Raw genomic sequence first — 23,387 nt, 5'->3', positions numbered from 1 at the left:
GATGAAGAACATGAAAAAAATGGTGGCCAGCACGGTGCTGGCAGGCGTGGGCCTGGGCTTTGGTGCCACGTCCGCATGGGCCCTGCTGCCCATCCAGCACTGGACCCAGCCCAGCGGGGCGCAGGTCTGGCTGGTGGACAGCCCGGGCATTCCCATGGTCGATGTGCAGATGGACTTCGATGCCGGCAGCCGGCGCGATCCCGCCAGCCAGGTCGGCCTGGCCAGCGCCGTGGCGTTGATGGCCTCCAAGGGCGTGACCGCCCAGGGCGATGCGCCTGCGCTGGACGAGAACGGCCTGGGCCAGGCCTGGGCCGATCTGGGCGCCAGCTTTGGCGCCCAGGCGGGCCGCGACAGCTTCAGCTACGGGCTGCGCTCCCTGACCGAGCCTGCGCTGCTGCAGCGCGCCGTAGCGCTGGCGGCGCGCCAGATCGCCAACCCCAGCTGGCCGCAGGACGTGTGGCTGCGCGAGCGCGAGCGCTGGACCGCGGCCATCAAGGAATCGGACACGCGCCCCGGCACGGTGGCCGGCAAGGCCCTGAGCCAGGGCGTGTTCGGCACCCATCCCTACGGCGCACGCGCCACGGGCGAGAGCCTCGCGCACATCGACCTGTCCGACATGCAGTCCTTCCACCGCCGCCTGATCGCGGCCTGCCGCGCCAAGGTCAGCATCGTCGGTGCGGTCAGCCGTGAACAGGCCGACCAGCTGGTGCAGCAACTGCTGGCTCCGCTGCAGGCGGCGCAGGGCCAGGACGCCAGTGCCTGCGCGCCTCTGCCCGACGTGCCCAAGGTGCAGGCGCTCAAGGCGCCGGTCAACGAGAACATCCCCTTCGCCTCGGCCCAGGCGCAGGTGCTGATCGCCCAGCCCGGCATTGCACGCAACAGCCCGGACTTCATGGCCGTGCTGGTGGGCAACCACATCCTGGGTGGCGGCGGCTTCACCTCGCGGCTGACCGAGGAAGTGCGCGAAAAGCGCGGCCTGAGCTACAGCGTCTACAGCGATTTCTCGCCGGGCCTGGACGCAGGCGCCTTCACGATCGCCCTGCAGACGCGCCCCGACCAGGCAGCCGAGGCCCTGAAGGTGTCGCAGGACACGCTGCGCCGCTTCGTGGCCGAAGGCCCGACCGAGAAGGAGCTCAAGGCCGCCAAGGACAACCTGATCGGCGGCTTTGCGCTGCGCATCGACAGCAACCGCAAGCTGCTGGGCAATGTGTCCAACATCGCCTGGAACGGCTTGCCGCTGGACTACCTGGAGCACTGGACCGAGCGCGTGCAGGCGCTCACCGTGCGTGATGTGCGCGAGGCCATGCAGCGCATGCTGCAGCCCGAGCGCATGGTGACCGTCGTCGTGGGAGGCAAACAATGAGCCGCAACAGCATCAAAATTCATACCCCTGCTGGCAAGCGCTGGCTGGAAAAGGCTACGGCCGAGGCCGCAGCACCCAAGGCAGCTGCCGCAGCGCCTGCTGCCGCCAAGGCGAAAGCCGGACGGCCGGCGCCGGTGGGCGCAGGCGAGGTCCGCATCATCGGCGGCCAATGGCGCCGCACGCGGCTGCCCGTGGCGCAGCACCCGGGCCTGCGGCCCACGCCGGATCGCGTGCGCGAGACCCTGTTCAACTGGCTGGGCCAGGACCTGACGGGCTGGCACTGCCTGGATGCCTTCGCGGGCACGGGCGCGCTGGGCTTCGAGGCCGCATCGCGCGGCGCGACCAACGTGCTGATGAACGAGCAGGACGCTACCCTGGTCCAGCAGTTGCAGCGCCTGCGCGAGCGCCTGGACGCCCAGTCCGTGCGCGTGCTGCGCGGCGATGGCATCGGCTGCCTGCGCCAGGTGGCGCCGGGCACGCTGGACCTGGTGCTGATCGATCCGCCCTTCGACCATGCCGATCTGTTCGAGCCTGCGCTGAAGGCCGCCGCGCAGGCGGTGTCCGCCACGGGCTATGTCTATCTGGAGGCGCCCCAGGCCTGGACCGAGGAGCAACTGGCCGAGGCCGGTGGCCTGCAGCTGTTCCGCCATCTGAAGGCGGGCGCCGTCCACGCCCATCTGCTGCGCAAGGCACCGCAGGACGAGTAAAGGGCGCTGCGGCGGCCGCGTTCCCTGGCAGGAGCGCGGCTGTCGCACAGCCGACCGGCCATGCTGCAGCGCAATGCATAATGCGCCATCCGTGCCCGACAGGGCACGCGCAGCCAATGAAAGCGACCGCCATGAGCCACGACGTGATTGCCGTCTATCCCGGAACTTTCGATCCGATCACGCTGGGTCATGAAGACGTGGTGCGCCGCGCGACCCAGCTGTTCAGCCACGTCATCGTCGCCGTGGCGGCGGGCCACCACAAGAAGACCATGTTCAATCTTGAGGAGCGCATGCAGATGGTGCGCGAGGCCGTGTCCATCTATCCCCATGTCCAGGTCGAGAGCTTTCATGGCCTGCTGCGCGACTTCGTGGTCGAGCGCGGCGGCAAGGCCATGGTGCGCGGCCTGCGTGCGGTCACCGACTTCGACTACGAGTTCCAGCTCGCCGGCATGAACCGCACGCTGATGCCCGAGGTGGAGACCGTCTTCCTCACGCCCAGCGACCGCTACCAGTTCATCAGCAGCACCTTCGTGCGCGAGATCGCCACGCTGGATGGCGAGATCGACAAGTTCGTCTCTCCCAGCGTGCGTACCCGCCTTCTGCAGAAGGTTCAGGCCAATCGTGGGTCGTGATCGCACGAGCTGATCGCGCGCCTTGATCCCCTGACCGCCTGGCTGTCCTGAGGCCCGGCAAGGGCGGCCAGGGCCCTCTCGAAGTTCCTTCTTAGAAGGCAGCCTGCCGCGTGGCGCTCGCATTCACGGCGGCGTGCACGAATTCCAGCTTGCGCCTGGCCCCGGCCGAAAGGGCGAACGGATAGGCATCGCCATGGCCCAGGCTGCGGTTGAGGCTGTTGGTCAGCAGCGTCAGCGGCACCCACTGGTCCAGCATGGTGCCGAAGTCCGGCCGTGCATGGACCGCGAAAGGGTCCTGCACACACAGCGCGGGCTGCGTGACCGAACCTGTACTTGTCCCTGAGCCTCCAGGCATGGTGATGCAGGTGCCATAGCTGGCCGCAGTCTCCAGCAGATCCACCATGTGCAGGTAATGGGCCCAGCTTTCGGCCCAGTCTTCCCACGGGTGGGAGGTGGCATAGGCGCTGACGAAGTTGTCGCGCCACTGCTCATCCATCGGGTCGCGCGCATAGTAGTTCTGCAGGGCCTGGCCATAGTCCTGGCGCTCGTCGCCGAACAGGCGGCGGAATTCCTCGATACGGCCTGCGCCCACCACCAGCCTGTCCCAGAAGAAGTGGCCGGATTCATGGCGCAGATGGCCCACCAGCGTCCGGTAGGGCTCGTGCAGGGCCTGGCGGCGCCGGGCACGCTCGGCATCGTCGGCCTCCACCACGTTCAGCGTGATGGTGCCGTTGGCATGGCCGGTCATCACGGGCGCCTGCCCCGGCAGGTCGGCCAGCAGCTCGAAGCGCGGCCCATCCTCTCCAGGCCGGGGACCCAGGCCCAGGCGGGCCAGCGTGTAGAACAGCTGGCGCTTGGCGGCCTCGATCCGGGTCCAGCGCAGCGCATTGGACGGGTCTGACAGATCGGGCAGCCAGCGTGTCTGGCGGCAGGACTCGCACAGCGCATGGGGATCGTCTGCGGGCAGGGCGAAGTTGCACTGTCCCACGGGACCCCGGTGGCTGCACATCTTGTAGAGCCGGCCTGGCGGCTTGCCGCTCGTCAGCGAGGACAGGCTCTCCCACAGCACGCTGTCCCGCGTGCCGGAAACCGGGCGCAGGCAGGCCACATGCAGTCGCTCGGGCAGGAAGGCCAGGGTGGCGCCGCAGTGCACGCATTGAACGCTGTCGAAGAAGACCGGGTGGCCACAGGCATCGCAGTTGAAGACTCGCATGTCGGTCACTTTACGCCGGATGTCCGGCGCACGGTGGAAAGGGGTCGTACCTGCCCTCGGCTGCAATGGTCGGCAATCCTCGCGGCGGACCGTGCGGCAGTTGGAGCCCTGGATGAAAAAAGGCCGGAAGTCTCCGGCCTTGTACTTGGATCAGCCCCCGCAGGGGCCTGCATTAGGGACGAACCACGATGCTGTTGCGCACTTCACGCACGTTCTTGGTGGTGCGGGCGATCTCGGCGGCGCGGGCCTTTTCCGATTCGGACTTGGCAAAGCCCGACAGCTGCACCGTGCCGTTCAGGGTCTCGACGCTGATGGAAGTGGCCGAGACACTCTTGTCCTCTGCCATCTTGGCCTTCACCGCAGTGGTGATGCCGGCGTCATCCACATACGAACCCACGGACTGCTGGTCGCGGGCCACGGAGCAGGCGGTGGTACCGAGCACGGTGGCACCGGCGACGAGAGCGAAAGCGATGGCACGGGTGTACTTTTGCATGATCAGTTCTTTCCTGGACAAGAAGATTGAGAGTAACGGGACTCGAGGGAACTCAGGGGACTCGGCGGCAGCTCACTTGCGCGAGCGGGAACTCATGAAGAACGCGGTGGCCAGGGCAGCGCCCGTGGCTGCAGCCAGCAGGATGGAGCGGCCAGGCTGTTCGATGACGTAGCGCGTGGTGGCTTCCGTGGCCGATTGCAGCTGGCGGCGGGCGCGGTCGGAGCTGTCGGCACAGAAGTTGATGCCGCGTGTGGCCAGTTCCTGGGCACGTGCTGCGAGGTCATCGATGACGGGGTTCAGTTCACGCTCGATGGACTGGACACCTTCCTCGGCCTTGTCCAGCGCATTCGCTGCAGTGCGGCGTGTCGTGTTGACGGCTTCCTTGGCGGCATCCGCGACATCCTGGGCAACGTCCTTGGCGGTATCGGCGGCTTTGTTCACGGCTTTCTCGGCTTGGCTCATTGGTTCTATCTCCTCAAAACTGGCATGAATGCGAAAGGCGGTCGGGCTGCCGGGCTGGCTGCCCGCGGCAAGCGGGCTTGGGCTGGCAGGGGGGCTGAAGGCGGCGCCGCCGCTACTTCTTGATCAGGCTCATCACAAAGGTGACGACAGCCATGATCACGAAAATATAGAACAGGATCTTGGCGATGCCTACAGCACCTGCCGCAATACCACCAAAACCGAATATGGCGGCTACCAGGGCGATGACGAAGAACACGATGGCGTAGTGCAGCATGTAAAACTCCTTGGGTTGTTCGTTTCCAAGAAACGGCACGGGGCGGATGGGCCAAGTGCTGTTTGCATGGGTTCGACTGTACTGAGCCGCCAAAGGTGCATCTGACGGTGGCCGGCGTGGCATGGCGTCAGGGTTAGGCGGGGGGGTGATGTAGGAATGCTCCGGCTGCACAGGGCTTGCAGCCGCCGCTGGCTGCAGCCATTCGGGGGCGCGCATGGAAAATGGCCCCCACGCTACCCTTGCTGCGCAAGGTCCGCTGCCCCCCGAGGGGGCTGCTTTTCATCTGGGGGCGGCCCGGCGATGAAAAAAGCCCCTGGCGCGTGGGCGCGCAGGGGCTTTTGCATGGCGGGTGCTGCCGCTTCAGGCGGTGGCGACCGTACCGGCGCTTTTGTCCGTGGAGATCGGCGCCAGCGGGATGACGGCGGAGATCGCCGTGCCCTTGCCCAGTTCGGACGAGACGGTCAGGCGGCCGCCTGCGGCCTCCACGCGGTGGCGCATGCCGGCCAGCCCGTGGGAGTTGGGGCGCATGGCCGAGGTCTCGAAGCCTTCGCCGTCGTCCTGGATCTGCACCGTCACATAGGTCGGATAGTTGTGCACGGAGACCAGGACATGGCTGGCCTTGGCATATTTGCCGATGTTGGTCAGCGACTCCTGGACGATGCGGTAGACCGTGAGCTGGGTGGATTCCGGCAGCTCCACCTGCTCCAGGTTGGCCGTGACTTCGATGCCGCTGCGCTCGCCGAACTCGCGCGCCAGGATTTCCAGCGCCGTCGTCAGGCCCAGGTTGGACAGGGAGGAGGGGCGCAGGTCCTCGATGATGCGGCGCTTGAGGGCGATGCCGCTGTTGAGCGTCTCCACCAGATGGCTGACGCGTTCGCCCACGTCCGGCGCGCTGAGGTCGATCTTGGATTTGAGGCGAGCCACGTCGAGCTTGGCCGCCGTCAGCAGCGAGCCCAGCTCGTCGTGCAGTTCGCGCGCCAGGTGGCCGCGCTCGTCCTCGCGCACCTGCTGCAAGTGGTTGGCCAGCTCCGTCAGCGTGGCCGTGCGCTCGCGCACCAGGGCTTCGAGGCGGTTGCGCTCGTCGCGCTGGATCTCCTGCTCGCGCTGGTGGGCCTGCTGCAGCGCGTGGGCCTGGCGCAGGTACATGAAAAAGCCCAGCACGCCCAGGGCCGTGACCGTGGCGATGCCTATGCGTGACAGCGACAGTGTGTGCTCGATGTCCTGCAGGTTCTTGGCCGAGCGCTGGTCTATGCCTGACAGCAGCTTGCCCGTGTAGTCGCGGATGGCGTCCATGTTCTCCATGCCCACGTCGGTGAACATGACGAAGCGCCAGGCCTCCTCGTTGCCCTGGCGGTACAGGCGCAGGCTGAGTTCCATCTCGCTCATCTTGCGTTCGACCTGGCGCGCCAGCGGCGTGAAGATCGCCAGCTCCTGCGGGTCGTAGATGAAGATCTGGCGCAGCTCGTCCATGTTGTAGTTGATGGCCGTGATCGCCTTGCTGTAGGGCTCCAGGTAGCGCTCCTCGCCCGTGAGCAGGTAGCCGCGCAGGCCGGTCTCCGCATCCAGCATCAGCCGCAGCAGCTGGCTGATCTCCGAGCGGGTGTTCTGGGTCTGGGTCATGGCCTCCAGCGCCTTGGTGGAGCGCTTGTAGCTGGCCTCGTTAATGCTCACCAGCAGCACGGCCGCGACGATGGCGAATGCCAGGCTGATCGCAATTCTTCGGAAATTTATCCAACGCATAAGCATCCTCTCACCTACAAGATCTTCGCCGATATTCTGCATAATTCGTGTTATCGGCTGCCGGGGCAGTTCCTGCGCCGGCCGTTACCATATATTGTTTGCACGACCAGCGATCCCGCTGGTCCCCCGAAAAAGAGGTATTCATGATCAGAATTGGCATTGTGGACGACCATGCAATTGTGCGCTCGGGCCTGCGTCAGTTTCTCTCGGAACACGTGGACCTGCGTGTAGTCGGTGAGGCCGCCAATGGCCGCGAGGCCATCGATCTGGTGCGTGCCCACGAGATCGACGTGCTGTTGATGGACCTGTCCATGCCGGGCCAAAGCGGTATCGACGCGCTGGCCATGCTGCGCGCCAAGGCGCCGGACATGGGTATCCTGATCCTGAGCGGCTATCCCGAGGAGCACTACGCGATCAACCTGATCCGCCAAGGCGCGAGTGGCTACCTGAACAAGGAATGCGATCCCCAGGAGATTGCCGAAGCGATCCGCACCGTGGCCCTGGGCCGCCGCTACCTGACGCCGGCCGTGGCCGACCTGCTGGCCCAGCAGCTCAACCGCAAGGATGACGCGCCAGCGCATGAACAGCTGTCAGAGCGTGAGTTCCAGGTCTTCCTCAAGCTCGCGCGTGGCGAAACCGCAGGTGATATTGCAAAGTCGCTTTCACTGAGCGTAAAGACGGTCAGCACCTATCGCACGCGACTCATGGAGAAAATGGGATTGTCGTCCAACAGCGATCTGACGTATTACGCACTGAAGAACAGGCTGATCGATTGATTTTCAGTCAATAGAAAATACGGGCTGCACGATTATCAAGTCGTGCAGCCTTTTTCTTTGGTGAAAAATCAAATGCAGTGCTTTGGGTTCAGGCTGTTTTGAGTTGGTTGAGTGACGCCGCATCGATATTCATGCAATAGTCCATGAGTGCGTCGATTTCATTGGACTTGTCGAAGACGGCATCCACGCCGAGCTGGGCGCAGCGGCTGCGGATGTCGGGGGTGGCATAGTTGCTGAGCACCACGATCTTCTGGTGCGGCTGGCGCTCGCGGCAGGCAGTAAGCACACCCAGGCCGCTGCCCTGGCGCAGGAACAGGTCGACGATGGCGAGATCCCATGCGTCGGGGTTCTGCTGAAGCCAGTCCGTCCCCGCGCTCTCCGTCTCCGCGATGCCCACGGCCTCGACATCGGCCAGTTCTTCGAGCGTGGCGATCAGGTTCTCGCGGATCGTAGGGTTGTCTTCAACAAGATAGGTGCGCAATTTCACGGCTGTATCCAATAGGGACGCGGATGGCAATCGGAGTCCGGTGGAGCCCGGCCTCCATTGTCCTGCGCGACAGCGGGCGATTGTGCCAGTGAGGGATCGGCGTCGGGGTCAGCCGATTCCTACGCCTTGTTACCGCAAACGGGACATTCCGGTACACGAGTGGTTTGCATGCTACTCCAATCCAGGCTGCGGCTGTCGAACATGGTCAGGCGGTTTGTTGCAGGCCTGCCAAATCCCGCGATCAGCTTGAGGGCTTCCGCCGCCTGCAGCGTGCCCATGACGCCCACCACGGGCGCGAAGACGCCCATGGTCGAGCACTGCACTTCCTCGAACTGCGCATCGGGCGGGAACACGCAGGCATAGCAGGCGCAGTTCTCGTCGCGCGGGTCCATGACCATGAGCTGGCCGTCCAGCCGGATGGCCGCCCCCGCCACCAGGGGCACCTTGTGCCGCACGCAGGCCGCGTTGATCATGTGGCGCGTGCGGTAGTTGTCCGTGCAGTCCAGCACCAGGCTGGCCTGGGGCACGAGCTCGTCGAGCAGGGCGTCGTCGGCGCGCTGCTGGCGGCAGTCGATGCGGATGCCGGGGTTGATGGCGTGCACGGCCGTGCGTATGGATTCCACCTTGGGCTGGCCCACGCGGTCCGTGGTGTGGGCGATCTGGCGCTGCAGGTTGGTCATGTCCACCGCATCGTCGTCCACCAGGGTGATGCGGCCTATGCCGGCCGAGCCCAGGTACAGCGCGGCGGGCGCGCCCAGGCCGCCTGCGCCGATGATGAGCACATGCGCTGCCAGGATGCGCTCCTGGCCCTCGATGCCGATTTCGTCGAGAAGGATGTGGCGCGAGTAGCGCAGCAGTTGATCGTCGTTCATTCGCGTCTCCAGACGTGAAAAAGCCGGGCGCAAGGCCCGGCTTGGTGCAGGCGCGGACCCGGTCCGCGCCGCGCTGTCAGTTTTCCTTCTTCTCGGGCTCGCGCTCGGTCAGGGTCTTGCTGACCATGACGGGCTGGCCCTTGAGGCGGTTGAGCGCCTGCTGCAGCTGGAAGTCCTTTTCGGTGCCGAACTCGGGCAGGCGGCGCTCGGCCGGCGGCTTCTTGGCTTCCTCTTCCAGGCGCTTGCGGGCTTCCTCGCGGGCCTTCTCGCGCACCTCGTCCTTGACCTCGGCACCCTGTCCGCTGGACAGGTGCTTTTCCAGGTCGGCCTCGCGCATGCGCAGGGCGGCGAACAGGTCACCTTCGGGCGTCTCATCCACCATCACGTCGGGCACGATGCCCTTGGCCTGGATGGACTTGCCGCTGGGCGTGTAGTAGCGCGCCGTGGTCAGCTTCAGGCCCGTATCGGGGCCCAGGGGGCGCACGGTCTGCACGGAGCCCTTGCCGAAGGTCTGGCTGCCCATGATGATGGCGCGCTTGTGGTCCTGCAGTGCGCCGGCCACGATCTCGCTGGCCGAGGCCGAGCCTTCGTTGACCAGGACCACCAGCGGCAGCTTCTTGAGCGAGGCGGGCAGGCGCTGCAGTGGGTCACCCATGCCGCGGCGGGCATAGAAGCTGGGCGATGCCTTGTAGGTTTCCTTGCTCTCGGCCAGTTGGCCGTTGGTGGAGACCACGGTCACATCCGGCGGCAGGAAGGCTGCCGAGATGGCGACGGCAGCGTCCAGCAGGCCGCCCGGGTCGTTGCGCAGGTCCAGCACCAGGCCCTTCATGTTGGGGTCCTGCTTGTACAGTTCCTCGACCTTGCGCACGAAGTCGTCCACCGTGCGTTCCTGGAACTGGCTCAGACGGATCCAGCCGTAGCCGGGCTCGATCACCTTGCCCTTGACGGACTGCGTCTTGATTTCCTCGCGCGTGATGGTCACGGGGAAGCTGCGGCTTTCATCCTTGCGCAGGATGGTCAGCTGCACCTTGGTGTTGGGCTCGCCGCGCATGCGCTTGACGGCGTCGTTGAGCGACAGGCCCTTGACGGCCGTGTCGTCGATCTTGGTGATCAGGTCGCCCGTCTTGAGGCCGGCGCGGAAGGCGGGGGAGCCTTCGATGGGCGAGACGACCTTGATCAGGCCGTCTTCCTGCGTGATCTCGATGCCCACGCCGACGAAGCGGCCCGAGGTGCCCTCGCGGAATTCCTTGTAGGACTTCTTGTCGAAGTACTGCGAATGCGGATCGAGGCTGGACACCATGCCGGAGATGGCATCGGTGATCAGCTTCTTGTCATCGACCGACTCGACATAGTCGGTCTTGATCAGGCCGAAGACGGCGGACAGCTGCTGGATCTCCTCCAGCGGCAGCGGGGTCATGGCACCGCGGGCCACGGTCTGCAAGGAAACCGTGGTCAGTGCTCCGGCGATTACGCCTACGGAAACCCAGCCGGCAATTTTGATTTTCTGGCCCATATCACCCCTTTAACCGCGTCAATATACACCCGCTTGGAAAGGCAAGCGCCCGCGTGGTTCCCTAAAAACGGCGCAGCAAGCGCAATTTCCGCAGCAGGCGCTCACCTCAAGCGGGCCCGGCTCAGGCCTTGCCCTGTGCGGCCACGGCGGCTGCAGCCTTGGCGGCAGCTTCTGCATCGCCCAGGTAATAGTGGCGAATGGGCTTGAGATCGGCATCCAGCTCATAGACCAGCGGAATGCCATTGGGCACGTTGACGCCGACGATGGCGTCATCCGAGATGCCGTCCAGGTACTTGATCAGCGCGCGGATGGAGTTGCCGTGGGCCGCGACCACGACGCGCTTGCCGGACAGGATGGCGGGCGCGATGGACTCGTTCCAGAACGGCAGCACGCGGGCCACCGTGTCCTTCAGGCATTCGGTCAGCGGCACCTGGCTGGGGTCCAGCTGTGCGTAGCGCACGTCGCTGCGCTCGCTGCGCGGGTCTTGCGGCTCCAGGGCCGGCGGGGGCGTGTCGTAGCTGCGGCGCCACACCAGCACCTGGGCGTCGCCGTATTGCTTGGCCATGTCCGCCTTGTTCAGGCCCTGCAGGCCGCCGTAGTGGCGCTCGTTCAGGCGCCAGCTGTGCTGCACGGGCAGCCAGGTGCGGTCCATTTCGTCCAGCGTGTGCCACAGCGTGCGCGTGGCGCGCTTGAGCACGCTGGTGTAGGCCAGGTCGAAGTCATAGCCTTCGGCCTTGAGCAGGCGGCCGGCGTTCTTGGCCTGCTCGACGCCGGTGGCGGTCAGGTCCACATCGGTCCAGCCGGTGAAGCGGTTTTCGAGGTTCCAGGTGGATTCACCGTGGCGGATCAGCACGAGCTTGTACATGGCGGCTTTCTAAGTCTCTCGATGCGACAAAGCTGGGCTGTCGCGGGGGCAAAAGCCAGCATTCTAGAATTGACAGGTTTGCCAACCCAAGGAATGACGTGAAATTCATCATCGATAACTGGTATTTGATCCTGATCGCGCTGGCTTCCGGCGTGATGCTGCTGCTGCCCCTGGTGCGCGGCGCAGGCGGCGGCTCGCTGACGGCGGCGCAGGCCGTGCAACTGATCAACCGCCAAAAGGCCGTGGTCATCGATGTCTGCGAGCCCGAAGAGTACGCGGCCGCCCATGCCAACGGCGCCAAGAATGTGCCGCTGAGCCAGTTCGAGGAAAAGCTGCCCACCACCGTGAAGAACAAGGCGCTGCCGCTGGTGCTGATCTGCACCAAGGGCAACCGCGCCTCCCGTGCCGAAGGCATTGCGAAGAAGCTGGGCTACGAAAAGGCCCAGGCCCTGGCCGGTGGCCTGAAGGCCTGGCGCGATGCCGGCATGCCGGTTGAAAAGGCCTGAGACGCCCCCATCTGACGGCGATGGAAGCCGCTGCTCCGCGCCCTGGGCGCCAGCCGGCGGCACGCCGCAAACTCGAAGAAAGACGCACATGCAAGCCGTGAAGATGTACACCACCGCTGTCTGCCCCTATTGCATCCGGGCCAAGCAGATCCTCAAGTCCAAGGGCGTGGAGCAGATCGAAGAGATCCGCATCGACACCGATCCGGCCGCGCGCGACGTGATGATGCAGAGCACGGGCCGCCGCACGGTGCCCCAGATCTTCATCGGCGACCACCATGTGGGCGGCTGCGACGACCTGATGGCGCTGGACGCCGACGGCGGTCTGGTGCCTCTGCTGCAAAGCTGAAACACGGGCACTGCATAATGCTGGCCCAGGTGCCCGCTGCGCAAGCTCTTGGCAGCGGGCATTTTGTTGGTGATTTTTTTGATGCCCTGGTCACCGCACCAGGGTTTTTTGCCCAGAAAGACTGATTCCATGGCCGAACAGGACACTCCCGTCTTCCAGATCCAGCGCGTCTACCTCAAGGACCTGTCGCTGGAGCAGCCCAATTCGCCCGCCATCCTGCTGGAGCAGGAGCAGCCCAGCGTGGACATCCAGCTTGGCGTCGAGGCGACTCCCGTGGCCGAAGGCATCTACGAAGTGGCCGTGACCGCCACCGTGCAGACCAAGATCCAGGACAAGACCGTTTTCCTGGTCGAGGCCAAGCAGGCCGGCATCTTCGAGATCCGCAACGTGCCCGAAGACCAGATGGGTGGCGTGATCGGCATTGCCTGCCCTCAGATCATCTATCCCTACCTGCGCGGCAACGTGGCTGACGTGGTCACCCGCGCCGGCTTCCCGCCCGTGCACCTGGCCGAGATCAACTTCCAGGCCATGTACGAGCAGCAGCAGGCAGCCGCCCAGGCGGACGGCAACTCGCTGCCGCAGTAAGCCGGTCCATTCCCGGACGATGTGATTTGCGCCCAGGCGCGTCTCATCGCTGTGGTACAAGAAAAGAGGCCCGAGGGCCTCTTTTTTTCATCAACGTCGCTTCTTCAACGTCGAGCAGATATGAACATTGTGGTGATTGGCGCAGGCGCCTGGGGCACGGCGCTGGCGATGAGCGCGGCCTCGCGCGGTGACGGGCGTGTCGTGACCCTTTGGGCGCGCGACGCCGCTCAGGCGCAGGCCATGCACGGCAGCGGCGAGAACGCACGCTACCTGCCGGGCGTGGCACTGCCTGCCGCGCTGCAGGTGGTGCATGGCGAGATCGACGGCCATCTGGCGGCTGCCGACCTGATCGTGATCGGCACGCCCATGGCTGCCCTGCGCGAATGGCTGGGCCGGCTGCAGCATGTGCCCGCACCCGTGGCCTGGCTGTGCAAGGGCTTCGAGGCCGTGCCCGCAGGCGCTTCGGCCGCGGCCCATGGACTGATGGCGCACGAGGTCTGCGCCGAGGTGGCGCCCGATCTGCTGTGCGGCGTGCTCAGCGGCCCCAGCTTCGCGGCCGAGGTGGCACGCCACCAGCCCACGGCCCTGGTGGCGGCCAGCCGCCATGCCCAGGTCAATGACGCCCTGGTGGCCGCCTTCCACGGCGGCGCCATGCGCGTCTATGCCAATGCCGACATCGTGGGCGTGGAGGTGGGCGGCGCCGTGAAGAACGTGCTGGCCATTGCCACCGGCCTGTGCGACGGCCTGCAGCTGGGCCTGAACGCCCGCGCTGCGCTGATCACGCGCGGCCTGGCCGAGATGACGCGACTGGGCCTGGCCCTGGGCGCGCGCACCGAGACCTTCATGGGCCTGTCCGGCCTGGGAGATCTGGTGCTGACGGCCACGGGCGACCTGTCGCGCAACCGCAAGGTGGGCCTGCTGCTGGCCCAGGGACGCACGCTGGAGCAGGCCGTGGCTTCGCTGGGCCATGTGGCCGAGGGCGTGTACAGCGCGCGCACCGTGCTGGCGCGCGCGCGGCTGCTGAATGTGGAGATGCCCATCACCGAAACCGTGGTCGAGCTGCTGGACGGCCGGCTGCAAGCGGCCGAGGCCGTGCAGCACCTGATGGCGCGCGATCCGCGCGGCGAGTGATTCTTCGGTGTCCATGAAAAATGGCCCACACGCTTCCCTTGCTGCGCAAGGTCCACTGCCCCCCGAGGGGGCCGCTTTTCATCTTGGGGCGGCCCGGCGATGAAAAAGCCCCGGAGCTGGAAGGCCCCGGGGCTTTTTTGCGTCAGAAATCCTGGCGCCTGGCGCGCTACATGCCCAGTTACAGGCCCAGCTCCAGACCCAGCAGTTCCTCCACCGTCTGGCGGCGGCGGATCAGGCGCGCGCTGTCGCCATCGACCAGCACCTCGGCGGCCAGCGGGCGCGTGTTGTAGTTGCTGGACATGGAGCTGCCATAGGCCCCCGTGTCATGGATGACCAGCAGGTCGCCCACCGAGGCGCCGGCCAGCGCGCGCGGCAGCACCACGCCGCCGTCGCCCTGGGTGAACACGTCGCCCGATTCGCACAGCGGGCCGGCGACCACGGCATCGCGCAGGGGCATGGCCTGGCCGTCGCGGCGCAGCACTTCCATGCCGTGCCAGCTGCCGTACATGGAAGGGCGCATCAGCTCGTTGAAGCCCGTATCGACCAGCACGAAATGGTTGCTGCCCGCATTCTTGGTGGCGCGCACCTGGCCCAGCAGCACGCCCGACTCGGCCACCAGGAAGCGGCCCGGCTCGATCTCCAGGCCCAGCGCGTGGCCCACGATGGCCTCGGCGTCCTTGCGTGCCGCATCCCACAGGCCGTGGTAGTGGGCGGTGTCGATGGTGGCGTCGCCATCGCGGTAGGGAATGGACAGGCCGCCGCCGGCCGAGATGGCCTGCAGGTCATGGCCTGCCTGGCGGGTGGCGCGCACCAGCTCGACCATGGCGCCGCAGACCTGCTGCAGGTGGCCGTAGTCCACGCCCGAGCCGATGTGCATGTGCAGGCCGGCCAGCTTCAGGCCGCCGTCGCGGATGGCCTGCAGCGCCGCCAGCAGGTCGCTGTGCCAGATGCCGTGCTTGCTGTGCTCGCCGCCCGTGTTGGTCTTGTTGCTGTGGCCGTGGCCGAAGCCGGGGTTGATGCGCAGCCACACGGGATGGCCGGGCGAGGCCTGGGCCAGCTGGTGCAGCATGTCGATGGAGCCGGCGTTCACGGGCACCTTGTGCTCGGCCACGCAGGCCAGCGTGGCCTCGTCCATCACGTCGGCGGTGAACACGATGTCGCTGTGCAGGTCGTCGCCATGGCCGGCTGCGTAGCCGGCGGCCAGGGCGCGCAGGATTTCGCCGCGCGAGACGGCGTCCACCTTCACGCCCTGCTCGCGCATCAGCCGCAGGATGTGGATGTTGGAGCAGGCCTTCTGCGCAAAGCGGATGGTGTCGAAGGCCTTGAGCTGGGCGATGCGTGCGCGAATGGTGGCGGCGTCATAGACCCACAGCGGCGTGCCGTGCTGGTCGGCCAGGGCCCAGAGCTGGGCGGGCGAGAAGGGATTGGACATGGTGTCTCTTTCAGGGGAACTGCCGCGCATGATGGCGGATGGGAGTCATTCAGTCCAATGCTTGTTCTTATGGTGTCTATTTGATTTGGATATGCTCCTGCCATGCAAGACCCCGCGCCGCCGCACACGTCTCCCGAACCCCGCATCTCCCACCGCCACCTGGAGGTGTTTCGCGCGCTCATGCTCAGCGGCAGCGCCACGGCGGCGGCGCAGATGCTGTTCAGCTCCCAGCCCACCGTCAGCCGCGAACTGGCGCGGATGGAGAGCCTGCTGGGCTATGCGCTGTTCGAGCGCGCCCAGGGCCGGCTGCGGCCCACGGCACGCGCCCTCTCGCTGTGGGCCGAGGTGCAGCGCAGCTGGCAGGGGCTGGACCGCGTGGTCGAGCATGCGCTGGCCCTGGCGCGGCCGCACCAGGCGCGCATCAACGTGCTGTGCCTGCCCGCCCTCAGCCATGCGCTGCTGCCCGCAGCGCTGGCGCGCCTGCATGCGGAGCATGGCCCAGTGGCCGTCAGCGTGGCCACGCAGGAGGCGCCGCTGCTGCAGGAGTGGATGGCCGCCCAGCGCTACGACCTGGGCCTGGCCGAGCTGGCCGAGGCGCCTCCGGGCACGCGCGCCCTTGCGCTGCCCGCCATGGACGAGGTGGCCGTGCTGCCCGCAGGCCATGCGCTGGCCGCAAGGCCGGTGCTGGAGGTGGCTGACTTTGCCGGGGAAAGCTTTGTCAGCCTGGCGCGCGACGATCCCTATCGCCAGCAGATCGATGCCGTGTTCGAGCAGGCCGGCGTGCAGCGCCAGCTGCACCTGGAGACCCACAGCGCCGTGGCGGTCTGCGCCATGGTCCAGCATGGCCTGGGCGTGGCCATCGTCAATCCGCTGACGGCGCGTGCCTGCGCGGGGCCGCAGCTGGTGGTGCGGCCGCTGGCGTTTTCCATTCCCTTCCAGGTCCATGCGCTGCTGCCGCTGCACCGGCCGGCCGTGGCCGAGGTGCAGTGGCTGGTGGACGCGCTCGCCGCCGAGGTGGCCGCGGTCGGCTGAAGGCGGCAGTGCCTAGGCCGAAGGGGTGCGCACCATGTCGGCGGGAACGATGGCCTGGGCGCTGCGCTCCAGGCGCTGGCGCAGCCACCGGTGGGCGCTGTCCTCATGGCTGCGCGCATGCCAGACCAGCTCCACGGGGAAGGACGGAAAGGCAAACGGCAGCGGGCTGATGGCCAGGCCGAACAGCGGCGCATAGTGGCGTGCCACGATGGCCGGCACCGTGGTCAGCAACGGTGCGCGTGCCACGGTGGCGAACAGCGTGAGGAAGTTGGATGCCGCGAGCACCGGGTTGATGGCCACACCTGCCGCCTCCAGCGCATCTTCCAGGTAGCCGTACAGGCTGTCCTTGGCCGAGATCATGGCGTGGCGGCCGGCCTGGTACTGCGCCAGGCTCAGCGGCGCGGCAAACGGCAGCAGGGCCGGGTGGTAGCAGCAAACCACACCCAGGTCGAACAGCATCTGCCGGCGGTGCCAGCCGCTGCCGCCGGGCAGGTAGCCGATGGCCAGGTCGATCTGCTCGGCATCCAGCGCGTCGAAGGCCCGCTCGCGGCTGGTGGGGCTGAGCAGCAGCTTCACGCGCGGTGCGGACACGGCCAGGTCGGCAAACAGCTCGGAGACCAGCAGCGATTCGGACTGGATGGAGATGCCGATGCGGAAGGTGTGTTCATCGGTGGCCGGATCGAAGCTGCGGCGCGACAGCAGCAGCCTCTGCGAGGCCTCCAGCAGCTCGCGCACCGGGGCGTGCAGTTCGCGGGCCATCAGCGTGGGCTCCATGTGGTAGCCCACGCGCACGAACAGTTCATCGTCCATCAGCAGGCGCAGCGTGGACAGCGCATGGCTCATGGCCGGTTGCTTGATGCGCAGGCAGGCGGCGGCACGCGTCACGCTGCGCTCCTGCATCAGCGCGTCGAAAGCCAGCAGCAGGTTCAGGTCGAAGGAGCGCAGATTGAAATGATCGATGCGAGACATCATTCATATCGATTTGTTGAATCAAGACCCGAAACCTACACTGAATTTCAATTTCACGCGGCCAGTCAGGCACAGGGCGGCCCGGTCCGGAAAGACGCCATTCAAGAGCCATACGAGGAAACATGATCGTGATACACCCCCGCCTCATCCTGCCGGCCCTGGGCTGCGCGCTGGCTACCGCCGCAGGCGCGCAGGAGCCGCGCTTTCCCATGCAGCCCATACAGATCATCGTCGGCTTCACGCCGGGCGGCTCGGCCGACACCACGGCCCGCCTGGTCGGCGACGGGCTGGGCCGCGAGCTGGGCCAGGCCGTCATCGTGGTGAACAAGCCGGGGGCCGGCACCAACATCGCGGCGCAGTTCGTCGCCAAGGCGCCTGCCGATGGCCATACGCTGCTGTTCGGCGGGACCTCGCTGGTCTACAGCCCGGGCTTGCTGTACCCCTCGATGAAGGCCAATCTGGCCAGGGACTTCGCGCCCGTGGGCGGCCTGGTCAAGGTGCCCAACATCCTGGTCGTTCGGCAGGACTCGCCGCTGCGCGATGTCCGCCAGCTCGTGGCGCAGGCCAAGTCCCGGCCCGGCGGAGTCAACTACGGGTCCACGGGCGCCGGCGTGAGCCCGCAGATCGCCATGGAGATGCTCAGTGCCAGCGCAGGCATGCGCATGACCCATGTGCCGTACAAGGGCACGGCCCCCATGCTCACGGGCATCCTGGCCGGGGATGTGGATGTGGCCTTCGACATCGCCTCGTCCTCGGGCCCCATGATCCAGGCCGGCAAGATGCGCGGCCTGGCCGTCTCGGGGGCCACGCGGCTCAAGAACCTGCCCCAGATCCCGACGATCGCCGAATCCGGCTACCCGGGCTTCGACGTCACTTCCTGGTACGGACTGGTCGCGCCCCAGGGAACGCCCGAGGCCGTCATCCACAAACTCAACGCTGCCCTGCAAAAAGTGCTGGCACAGCCGGACATCCAGACCACGCTGGCGGCCACCGGCAACGAAGTCATGCCGGGAACGCCGGCCGATTTCCAGGCCTTCCTGGCGGCCGAGCACCGCAAATGGAACGATGCCGTCAGGCAGCTGGACCTGCGCCCCGAGTGAGCCCAAGCATGAACCAGACCGCAAGACACCAGAAACTGGCCGAGCTGGCCGGGGACATGCCCGAGATCCGGGCCATCCGCCACCGCATCCATAGCCATCCCGAGATCGCATTCGAGGAGCGCAGCACGGCTGCGCTGGTCGCCGAAAAGCTGGCCGAATGGGGCTTCGAGGTGGCCACCGGCGTGGGTACCACGGGCGTGGTCGGCACGCTGAGCGCGGGCACGGGCGGCCGCCGCATCGGCCTGCGCGCCGACATGGACGCCCTGTCCATGCAGGAAAAGACCGGCCTGCCCTATGCGAGCCGCATCGAGGGCAAGATGCACGCCTGCGGCCACGATGGCCACACCGCCATGCTGCTGGGCGCTGCCCGGTACCTGGCCAGGACGCGCAATTTCTCGGGCACGCTGCACCTGTACTTCCAGCCGGCCGAGGAGCGCGGCCATGACAGCGGGGCCGAGCGCATGATCGCCGACGGCCTGTTCGAGCGCTTTCCCTGCGATGCCGTGTTCGGCATGCACAACCATCCGGGCGCGGAGCTGGGGCACTTCATGATGCGCAAGGGTGCCTTTCAGCCGGCGACGGACAAGATCGCCATCCGCGTCATCGGCAAGGGCGGGCATGTGGCGCGCCCCCATCTCACGGTGGACCCGTCCGTGGTCTCGGCCAGCATCGTGATGGCGCTGCAAAGCATCGTCTCGCGCAATGTCGATCCCATGCAGACGGCGGTGCTGTCCGTGTGCTCGCTGCAATCGGGGGGCTTCTACGGCGTCATTCCCGACGAGGCGCGCATCGAGCTGAGCGTGCGCTGCTTCGATCCCGGCGTGAGGGTGCAGCTGCGCGAGCGCATCGAGGCCATTGCCCAGGGGCAGGCGCAAAGCTATGGCGCCAGCGTGCAGATCGAGCACCAGCAGGGCTATCCGGTGCTGGTGAACACCGGGCGCGAGGTCGATTTCGCCGTGGAGGTTGCGCGCGAGCTGGTGGGGCCGCAGTGCGTGGATCCGGACTTCGGCCCGATCACGCCGGGCGAGGATTTCGCCTTCATGCTGGAGCGCCGGCCGGGCTGCTACCTGCGCCTGGGCAATGGCCTGTTCAGCGAGCACTGCCACCCCGTGCACCACCCGCGCTACGACTTCAACGACGACAACCTGCTGACCGGTGCCGCGTACTGGAGCCTGCTGGTGGAGCGCTATCTGGTGGACTGAGGCCGGGGTTCGGCGGCGGGCTCGGGGGCCAGGCACGGGCCCGGACCCCACTGCATCCAGTCGTCGCCAAAGATCTCCACCGGGTGCTGTGTGCGGTCCGATCCGTTGCCGCAGGCCAGCTCGTCGCGGGCGCAGTAGCGGTCACATCCCCAGCAGGTGCGCTCGGGATGGGCGGGGTGGGTGGGGAATTTCTTGGCCATGGCATCCAGCTTGGACCGCCATGGCCGCCAGGGTTTTGCGCTGGATCAGAACTCCAGGTTGTCGATCAGGCGCGTCTTGCCCAGGCGCGCGGCGCCCAGGGCCACCAGTGGTGCACCGGCCAGTTGCGCGCCCTCGGCGGGGGGCTGCAGGTCACGGCGCAGGCGCACGGTCAGGTAGTCGGGCTCCCAGCCCTGGGCGGCCAGGGATTGCATGGCCCAGGCTTCCAGTTCGGCCAGCGGCGCCTGGCCCGCACGCGCGGCATCGGCCAGTTGCTTGAGCGCCAGCGACAGCGCCATGGCCTGCTGCCGCTCGTCGTCGCTCAGGTAGCCGTTGCGCGAACTCAGCGCCAGGCCGTCGTCGGCGCGCGCCGTGTCTCCGGCCACGATGTTCACGGGCAGGGCGAACTGCTCGACCATGCGGCGGATCACCATCAACTGCTGGTAGTCCTTTTTGCCGAACACGGCCGTTCCGCCGCCGCTGGCGAAGAATACGGCTGAGAACAGCTTCATCACCACGGTGCACACGCCCGTGAAGAAGCCGGGGCGGAAATGGCCTTCGAGGATGTCGGCCAACTGCGCGTCGGGCTGGATCTTGAAGGTCTGCGGCTCGGGGTAGAGATCGGCTTCGCGCGGGGCGAACAGCAGGTCGCAGCCTTCGGCCTCCAGCTTGGCGCAGTCGGCCTCCCAGGTGCGCGGATAGCTGTCGAAATCCTCGTGCGGCAGGAACTGCAGGCGGTTCACGAAGATGCTGGCCACGGCAATGTCGCCGTGCTGGCGCGCGGCGCGCACCAGGGACAGGTGGCCGTCGTGCAGATTGCCCATGGTGGGCACGAAGGCGGGGCGGCCCTTGCTCGACAGGATGGCGCGCAGGTCGGCGATGGAGTGGACGATTTGCATGGGAAAACGGGGGAACGGGAAGCGGGAAGCGGAAAAACGGATCGTGCAGCCTGCCGGACTACCAGGCGTGCTTGCTGTCGTCGGGGAAGCTGCCGTTCTTCACGGCATGCACATAGGCCTCGAAGGCGCCCTTGACGCTGCCCGCATCCGCCATGAAGTTGTGCACGAAGCGGGCCATCTTGCCCAGGTTCACGCCCAGCATGTCGTGCAGCACCAGGACCTGTCCGGCCGTGCCGCTGCCTGCGCCGATGCCGATGGTGTGGCAGTGCGGCAGCTCGGCCGTGAGTTCGCGCGACAGCTGTGCCGGCACCATCTCCAGCACCAGCATGGAGGCGCCTGCATCCTGCAGCTCCAGCGCATGGCGGCGCAGCGTGGCCGCGCCCTCGTCGCTCTTGCCCTGGACGCGGTAGCCGCCCAGCGCATGCACGGTCTGCGGCGTCAGGCCCAGGTGGGCGCAGACGGGCACGCCGCGCTCGACCAGGAATTGCACGGTGGGCGCGGTCCAGCCGCCGCCTTCGAGCTTGACCATATGGGCGCCGGCCTGCATCAGCTCGCAGGCGCTGCGCATGGCCTGCTCGCGGCTTTCGGCGTAGCTGCCATAGGGCATGTCGGCGATCAGCCAGGCCGTGCCCTGCACGCGGTGCAGACCGCGCGCCACGCTGGCCGTGTGGTAGCACATGTCCTGCAGCGACACGCCCACGGTGCTGTGCAGGCCCTGGCAGACCATGCCCAGCGAATCGCCCACCAAAATGCACTCCACGCCGGCCGCATCGGCCACGGCCGCGAAGGTGGCGTCATAGGCGGTGACCATGGTGATCTTCTCGCCGGCCTCGCGCATCTGCGCCAGGCGCGGAAGGCTCACGGGGCGGCGCTGGGGCAGCGGCGAGGCGGGAGGGATGGTGCCGTAGGGCGTGCCGGCGGTGACGGGTGCTTGGGTCATGGGGCGCTCGGAGGGGGATGGAATTGCCGCGAGTCTATGCGATGCGCGCGGGGGGCACCTGTCCCTGAGCTGTCCTTTGCTTTTCCGTCACCTTTCGGGCAGGCCACGCCATCGGCGCCACAGCGGAGACAGCAGGGCCACGAGCATGGCCGTGCTGGCTGCCACGGCAGGCGTGCCCATCAGCAGGTCCAGCCAGTGCTGGGTATCCGTCCAGGGGCCTGCGCTGCCGGCGGGTTGGGGCAACAGCAGTGCGGACCACTTGGACCAGGCGGCGGCGAGCCATATCAGGGCCAGCGACATGCCCAGGGCCAGCAGGACCGCGCCGGCCCAGGGGCGCTTGAGCACACGGATGCGCAGCCAGGCGACCGATATCAGCGCGGCTGGAAACAGCCCCAGCACATAGAGGTTGGTGATTCCCAGCATCCCGGCCAGCACGCTGCCAAGCATGGTCAGGACCAGGCATGCGCCCCAGGCCACCAGTTGCATGGCAGGCATCAGGCGCACCAGCACCAGGGCCAAGGCGAGGAAAAAGCCAGCGCTGGCGGCCGCCAGCAACTGGGACATCCTTGGCCATTCGTCGTCGCGGGACCTGTCAGCGCGCCGCAGATGGCTTTCCTGGTAGGCCGGCAGGGCGAGGCCGTAGCGCGCGTGCTTCCATTGCACATGCTGCATCGGGCTCCACCGGCTGCCGAACATCTCCAGCAGCATGAGCCACTCACGGTTGCTCTGGGCCAGATAGGTACCGAAGCATTTGCGCGGATCCGGCTCCAGATCCAAAGGCCTGCTGCGACCCAGGGCTGGTTTGCAGTTGGAGTTCTGCGCTCTGGATACCCTCTCGCCATTCCCTGGTTGCGGGTTCGCGGCCAGGTAGGCGCGCCATTCCTCGGCCAGGGGGGATTGCAGCGCGCTGCGGTAGCTGGCCAGCAGGTGCTCCGCCTCCTCCCGGGCGGAGCTGGCAGACTGGCGCACATAGCCTCTGGCCTGCAATGGCTGGCCGTAGCGCTCCAGCGTCGCGGCAATCGCGGCCTGGTCTCCGCGCATCAACCAGACCAGGGCCTGGATGCTCGGGTACTTCGCCGGATCGACCTCTTCCTCGCGCAGCACACGTATCCATTCCACGAGCATGGCCGCCTGGCGTGGCGCGGCAAGCGCCTCCAGGGCGGCGACTTGCTCGACAGTCTGGATCTGTGCACTGACATCCGTGTCCGACCATTGGCGCTGCATCCGCATTTCATAGATGGGCGAAAAGGCGATCGCAGGCGCGAACAATAGCGATAGGAACAAGGCTCCCCACAGGTACTCCCACCACAGGCCCCAGCGGCCCACGGGGGCGTGTTCGCGCCAGCGGTTGTGGATGCGCACGCGCAGCAACCACCACAGCGCCAGGCCGATCGCCACGATCCAGGCCACGACGAAGCCGATGTCCAGTGCCAATTGCTCGGGCGTTTGCCGGGCCGTGGACGCAACGCCGGGCAGGGAGCCCATCCAGCGCGCGGGTTCGGCCATCCATTGCATCCAGATGCCCAGCACCAGCACGCACCACAGCAGCGCCAGCGGCAGATACCAGTGCAGGCGCAGCTGCCACAGCAGGGGGCAGCGCATCAGCACCCATTGGTCCCAGCGGTTCGTCATATCGGAAAAACGTGGCAT

General features: G+C 66.9%; 26 protein-coding genes. 11 read left to right on the top strand and 15 right to left on the bottom strand.

Annotation, left to right across the window (positions count from 1 at the left end):
• The first annotated feature begins 1 nt into the window (after position 1).
• The 3 genes from A4F85_RS15675 (at position 2) to coaD (ending at position 2,702) form a co-directional block, all read left to right on the top strand.
• Complete coding sequence (locus A4F85_RS15675; RefSeq protein ID WP_013803935.1) at positions 2-1,363, top strand: M16 family metallopeptidase; 1,362 nt, start codon at positions 2-4, stop codon at positions 1,361-1,363.
• The gene (rsmD, locus tag A4F85_RS15670; protein ID WP_012203729.1) at positions 1,360-2,070 is read left to right on the top strand and encodes a 16S rRNA (guanine(966)-N(2))-methyltransferase RsmD; all 711 of its coding nucleotides are present in this window, start codon (positions 1,360-1,362) and stop codon (positions 2,068-2,070) included. Before A4F85_RS15675 ends, rsmD begins: the two co-directional genes overlap by 4 nt.
• Before the next feature lie 131 nt (positions 2,071-2,201).
• Complete coding sequence (gene coaD, locus A4F85_RS15665) at positions 2,202-2,702, top strand: pantetheine-phosphate adenylyltransferase (RefSeq protein ID WP_013803934.1); 501 nt, start codon at positions 2,202-2,204, stop codon at positions 2,700-2,702.
• A gap of 91 nt (positions 2,703-2,793) precedes the next feature.
• Here the strand turns inward: coaD and A4F85_RS15660 are convergent, their stop codons facing one another.
• The 5 genes from A4F85_RS15660 to A4F85_RS15645 form a co-directional block, all read right to left on the bottom strand.
• Entirely contained in the window at positions 2,794-3,915 is a 1,122-nt protein-coding gene (locus A4F85_RS15660) for a zinc-binding metallopeptidase family protein (protein ID WP_043824679.1), read from the bottom strand.
• Between the two features lie 172 nt (positions 3,916-4,087).
• Positions 4,088-4,408, bottom strand: a complete 321-nt coding sequence (locus A4F85_RS15655) for a BON domain-containing protein (RefSeq protein ID WP_013803932.1) — start codon at positions 4,406-4,408, stop codon at positions 4,088-4,090.
• 72 nt (positions 4,409-4,480) lie between these two features.
• Entirely contained in the window at positions 4,481-4,870 is a 390-nt protein-coding gene (locus A4F85_RS15650; RefSeq protein WP_013803931.1) for a hypothetical protein, read from the bottom strand.
• A gap of 112 nt (positions 4,871-4,982) precedes the next feature.
• A complete protein-coding gene (locus tag A4F85_RS29760) occupies positions 4,983-5,144 on the bottom strand; it encodes a DUF1328 domain-containing protein (protein ID WP_013803930.1) in 162 nt (53 codons plus the stop codon).
• Between the two features lie 360 nt (positions 5,145-5,504).
• The gene (locus A4F85_RS15645) at positions 5,505-6,884 is read right to left on the bottom strand and encodes a sensor histidine kinase (RefSeq protein WP_013803929.1); all 1,380 of its coding nucleotides are present in this window, start codon (positions 6,882-6,884) and stop codon (positions 5,505-5,507) included.
• A 143-nt stretch (positions 6,885-7,027) separates the two neighbouring features.
• On the opposite strand from A4F85_RS15645, the gene A4F85_RS15640 reads away from it, so the two are divergent.
• On the top strand, positions 7,028-7,660 hold the full coding sequence (locus A4F85_RS15640) for a response regulator (RefSeq protein WP_012203736.1): 633 nt from the start codon (positions 7,028-7,030) through the stop codon (positions 7,658-7,660).
• Between the two features lie 88 nt (positions 7,661-7,748).
• Here A4F85_RS15640 and A4F85_RS15635 read toward each other — a convergent pair whose 3' ends face one another.
• The 4 genes from A4F85_RS15635 to gpmA form a co-directional block, all read right to left on the bottom strand.
• A complete protein-coding gene (locus A4F85_RS15635; protein WP_013803928.1) occupies positions 7,749-8,147 on the bottom strand; it encodes a response regulator in 399 nt (132 codons plus the stop codon).
• Between the two features lie 119 nt (positions 8,148-8,266).
• The gene (locus tag A4F85_RS15630) at positions 8,267-9,019 is read right to left on the bottom strand and encodes a HesA/MoeB/ThiF family protein (RefSeq protein ID WP_063327102.1); all 753 of its coding nucleotides are present in this window, start codon (positions 9,017-9,019) and stop codon (positions 8,267-8,269) included.
• Positions 9,020-9,095: 76 nt separating this feature from the next.
• Complete coding sequence (locus tag A4F85_RS15625; protein ID WP_013803927.1) at positions 9,096-10,532, bottom strand: S41 family peptidase; 1,437 nt, start codon at positions 10,530-10,532, stop codon at positions 9,096-9,098.
• A gap of 121 nt (positions 10,533-10,653) precedes the next feature.
• Positions 10,654-11,397 (bottom strand): 2,3-diphosphoglycerate-dependent phosphoglycerate mutase, encoded by a 744-nt coding sequence (gpmA, locus tag A4F85_RS15620; protein ID WP_034390756.1) that lies wholly within the window; start codon positions 11,395-11,397, stop codon positions 10,654-10,656.
• 98 nt (positions 11,398-11,495) lie between these two features.
• Between gpmA and A4F85_RS15615 the strand changes: the two genes are divergently transcribed.
• From A4F85_RS15615 to A4F85_RS15600, 4 genes are all read left to right on the top strand, one after another.
• Positions 11,496-11,903 carry a rhodanese-like domain-containing protein gene (locus A4F85_RS15615; RefSeq protein ID WP_013803926.1) on the top strand — a complete coding sequence of 136 codons (408 nt, stop codon included), beginning with the start codon at positions 11,496-11,498 and terminating at the stop codon, positions 11,901-11,903.
• Positions 11,904-11,991: 88 nt separating this feature from the next.
• Positions 11,992-12,249 carry a glutaredoxin 3 gene (gene grxC, locus A4F85_RS15610; RefSeq protein WP_034390758.1) on the top strand — a complete coding sequence of 86 codons (258 nt, stop codon included), beginning with the start codon at positions 11,992-11,994 and terminating at the stop codon, positions 12,247-12,249.
• Positions 12,250-12,378: 129 nt separating this feature from the next.
• A complete protein-coding gene (gene secB / locus A4F85_RS15605) occupies positions 12,379-12,834 on the top strand; it encodes a protein-export chaperone SecB (protein WP_013803924.1) in 456 nt (151 codons plus the stop codon).
• 120 nt (positions 12,835-12,954) lie between these two features.
• Positions 12,955-13,965 carry an NAD(P)H-dependent glycerol-3-phosphate dehydrogenase gene (locus A4F85_RS15600; RefSeq protein ID WP_013803923.1) on the top strand — a complete coding sequence of 337 codons (1,011 nt, stop codon included), beginning with the start codon at positions 12,955-12,957 and terminating at the stop codon, positions 13,963-13,965.
• A gap of 178 nt (positions 13,966-14,143) precedes the next feature.
• On the opposite strand, the gene lysA is transcribed toward A4F85_RS15600, so the two are convergent.
• Positions 14,144-15,397, bottom strand: a complete 1,254-nt coding sequence (gene lysA, locus A4F85_RS15595; protein WP_061288232.1) for a diaminopimelate decarboxylase — start codon at positions 15,395-15,397, stop codon at positions 14,144-14,146.
• A 102-nt stretch (positions 15,398-15,499) separates the two neighbouring features.
• Here lysA and A4F85_RS15590 point away from each other — a divergent pair, with 102 nt between their 5' ends.
• Complete coding sequence (locus tag A4F85_RS15590; protein ID WP_063327101.1) at positions 15,500-16,429, top strand: LysR family transcriptional regulator; 930 nt, start codon at positions 15,500-15,502, stop codon at positions 16,427-16,429.
• A 12-nt stretch (positions 16,430-16,441) separates the two neighbouring features.
• Here the strand turns inward: A4F85_RS15590 and A4F85_RS15585 are convergent, their stop codons facing one another.
• Complete coding sequence (locus A4F85_RS15585; RefSeq protein WP_082848279.1) at positions 16,442-17,398, bottom strand: LysR family transcriptional regulator; 957 nt, start codon at positions 17,396-17,398, stop codon at positions 16,442-16,444.
• Between the two features lie 128 nt (positions 17,399-17,526).
• Between A4F85_RS15585 and A4F85_RS15580 the strand changes: the two genes are divergently transcribed.
• Together A4F85_RS15580 and A4F85_RS15575 are read left to right on the top strand one after the other, a co-directional pair.
• A complete protein-coding gene (locus A4F85_RS15580) occupies positions 17,527-18,498 on the top strand; it encodes a Bug family tripartite tricarboxylate transporter substrate binding protein (RefSeq protein ID WP_231890562.1) in 972 nt (323 codons plus the stop codon).
• Between the two features lie 8 nt (positions 18,499-18,506).
• Positions 18,507-19,700, top strand: a complete 1,194-nt coding sequence (locus A4F85_RS15575) for a M20 aminoacylase family protein (RefSeq protein ID WP_063327100.1) — start codon at positions 18,507-18,509, stop codon at positions 19,698-19,700.
• Here the strand turns inward: A4F85_RS15575 and A4F85_RS29755 are convergent.
• From A4F85_RS29755 to A4F85_RS15560, 4 genes are all read right to left on the bottom strand, one after another.
• Complete coding sequence (locus A4F85_RS29755) at positions 19,685-19,900, bottom strand: DUF3079 domain-containing protein (RefSeq protein WP_082848219.1); 216 nt, start codon at positions 19,898-19,900, stop codon at positions 19,685-19,687. The genes A4F85_RS15575 and A4F85_RS29755 overlap by 16 nt on opposite strands.
• Positions 19,901-19,945: 45 nt before the next feature.
• Complete coding sequence (gene panC / locus A4F85_RS15570; protein ID WP_012203748.1) at positions 19,946-20,797, bottom strand: pantoate--beta-alanine ligase; 852 nt, start codon at positions 20,795-20,797, stop codon at positions 19,946-19,948.
• Between the two features lie 58 nt (positions 20,798-20,855).
• Entirely contained in the window at positions 20,856-21,737 is an 882-nt protein-coding gene (gene panB, locus A4F85_RS15565; protein ID WP_012203749.1) for a 3-methyl-2-oxobutanoate hydroxymethyltransferase, read from the bottom strand.
• An 87-nt stretch (positions 21,738-21,824) separates the two neighbouring features.
• Entirely contained in the window at positions 21,825-23,387 is a 1,563-nt protein-coding gene (locus A4F85_RS15560) for a hypothetical protein (protein ID WP_063327099.1), read from the bottom strand.

It is taken from the genome of Delftia sp. GW456-R20 (genome assembly GCF_001622915.1).
Classification (GTDB): domain Bacteria; phylum Pseudomonadota; class Gammaproteobacteria; order Burkholderiales; family Burkholderiaceae_C; genus Comamonas; species Comamonas acidovorans.
Note: the sequence above shows the minus strand (reverse complement) of the source record. Positions and strands in the feature narration are given on the sequence as shown.

Coding starts and splice junctions, on each gene's coding strand:
- A4F85_RS15675 (WP_013803935.1), top strand. CDS start 2: ATGAAGAACATGAAAAAAATGGTGGCCAGCACGGTGCTGGCAGGCGTG.
- rsmD (WP_012203729.1), top strand. CDS start 1,360: ATGAGCCGCAACAGCATCAAAATTCATACCCCTGCTGGCAAGCGCTGG.
- coaD (WP_013803934.1), top strand. CDS start 2,202: ATGAGCCACGACGTGATTGCCGTCTATCCCGGAACTTTCGATCCGATC.
- A4F85_RS15660 (WP_043824679.1), bottom strand. CDS start 3,915: ATGCGAGTCTTCAACTGCGATGCCTGTGGCCACCCGGTCTTCTTCGAC.
- A4F85_RS15655 (WP_013803932.1), bottom strand. CDS start 4,408: ATGCAAAAGTACACCCGTGCCATCGCTTTCGCTCTCGTCGCCGGTGCC.
- A4F85_RS15650 (WP_013803931.1), bottom strand. CDS start 4,870: ATGAGCCAAGCCGAGAAAGCCGTGAACAAAGCCGCCGATACCGCCAAG.
- A4F85_RS29760 (WP_013803930.1), bottom strand. CDS start 5,144: ATGCTGCACTACGCCATCGTGTTCTTCGTCATCGCCCTGGTAGCCGCC.
- A4F85_RS15645 (WP_013803929.1), bottom strand. CDS start 6,884: ATGCGTTGGATAAATTTCCGAAGAATTGCGATCAGCCTGGCATTCGCC.
- A4F85_RS15640 (WP_012203736.1), top strand. CDS start 7,028: ATGATCAGAATTGGCATTGTGGACGACCATGCAATTGTGCGCTCGGGC.
- A4F85_RS15630 (WP_063327102.1), bottom strand. CDS start 9,019: ATGAACGACGATCAACTGCTGCGCTACTCGCGCCACATCCTTCTCGAC.
- A4F85_RS15625 (WP_013803927.1), bottom strand. CDS start 10,532: ATGGGCCAGAAAATCAAAATTGCCGGCTGGGTTTCCGTAGGCGTAATC.
- gpmA (WP_034390756.1), bottom strand. CDS start 11,397: ATGTACAAGCTCGTGCTGATCCGCCACGGTGAATCCACCTGGAACCTC.
- grxC (WP_034390758.1), top strand. CDS start 11,992: ATGCAAGCCGTGAAGATGTACACCACCGCTGTCTGCCCCTATTGCATC.
- secB (WP_013803924.1), top strand. CDS start 12,379: ATGGCCGAACAGGACACTCCCGTCTTCCAGATCCAGCGCGTCTACCTC.
- A4F85_RS15600 (WP_013803923.1), top strand. CDS start 12,955: ATGAACATTGTGGTGATTGGCGCAGGCGCCTGGGGCACGGCGCTGGCG.
- lysA (WP_061288232.1), bottom strand. CDS start 15,397: ATGTCCAATCCCTTCTCGCCCGCCCAGCTCTGGGCCCTGGCCGACCAG.
- A4F85_RS15590 (WP_063327101.1), top strand. CDS start 15,500: ATGCAAGACCCCGCGCCGCCGCACACGTCTCCCGAACCCCGCATCTCC.
- A4F85_RS15585 (WP_082848279.1), bottom strand. CDS start 17,398: ATGTCTCGCATCGATCATTTCAATCTGCGCTCCTTCGACCTGAACCTG.
- A4F85_RS15575 (WP_063327100.1), top strand. CDS start 18,507: ATGAACCAGACCGCAAGACACCAGAAACTGGCCGAGCTGGCCGGGGAC.
- A4F85_RS29755 (WP_082848219.1), bottom strand. CDS start 19,900: ATGGCCAAGAAATTCCCCACCCACCCCGCCCATCCCGAGCGCACCTGC.
- panC (WP_012203748.1), bottom strand. CDS start 20,797: ATGCAAATCGTCCACTCCATCGCCGACCTGCGCGCCATCCTGTCGAGC.
- panB (WP_012203749.1), bottom strand. CDS start 21,737: ATGACCCAAGCACCCGTCACCGCCGGCACGCCCTACGGCACCATCCCT.
- A4F85_RS15560 (WP_063327099.1), bottom strand. CDS start 23,387: ATGCCACGTTTTTCCGATATGACGAACCGCTGGGACCAATGGGTGCTG.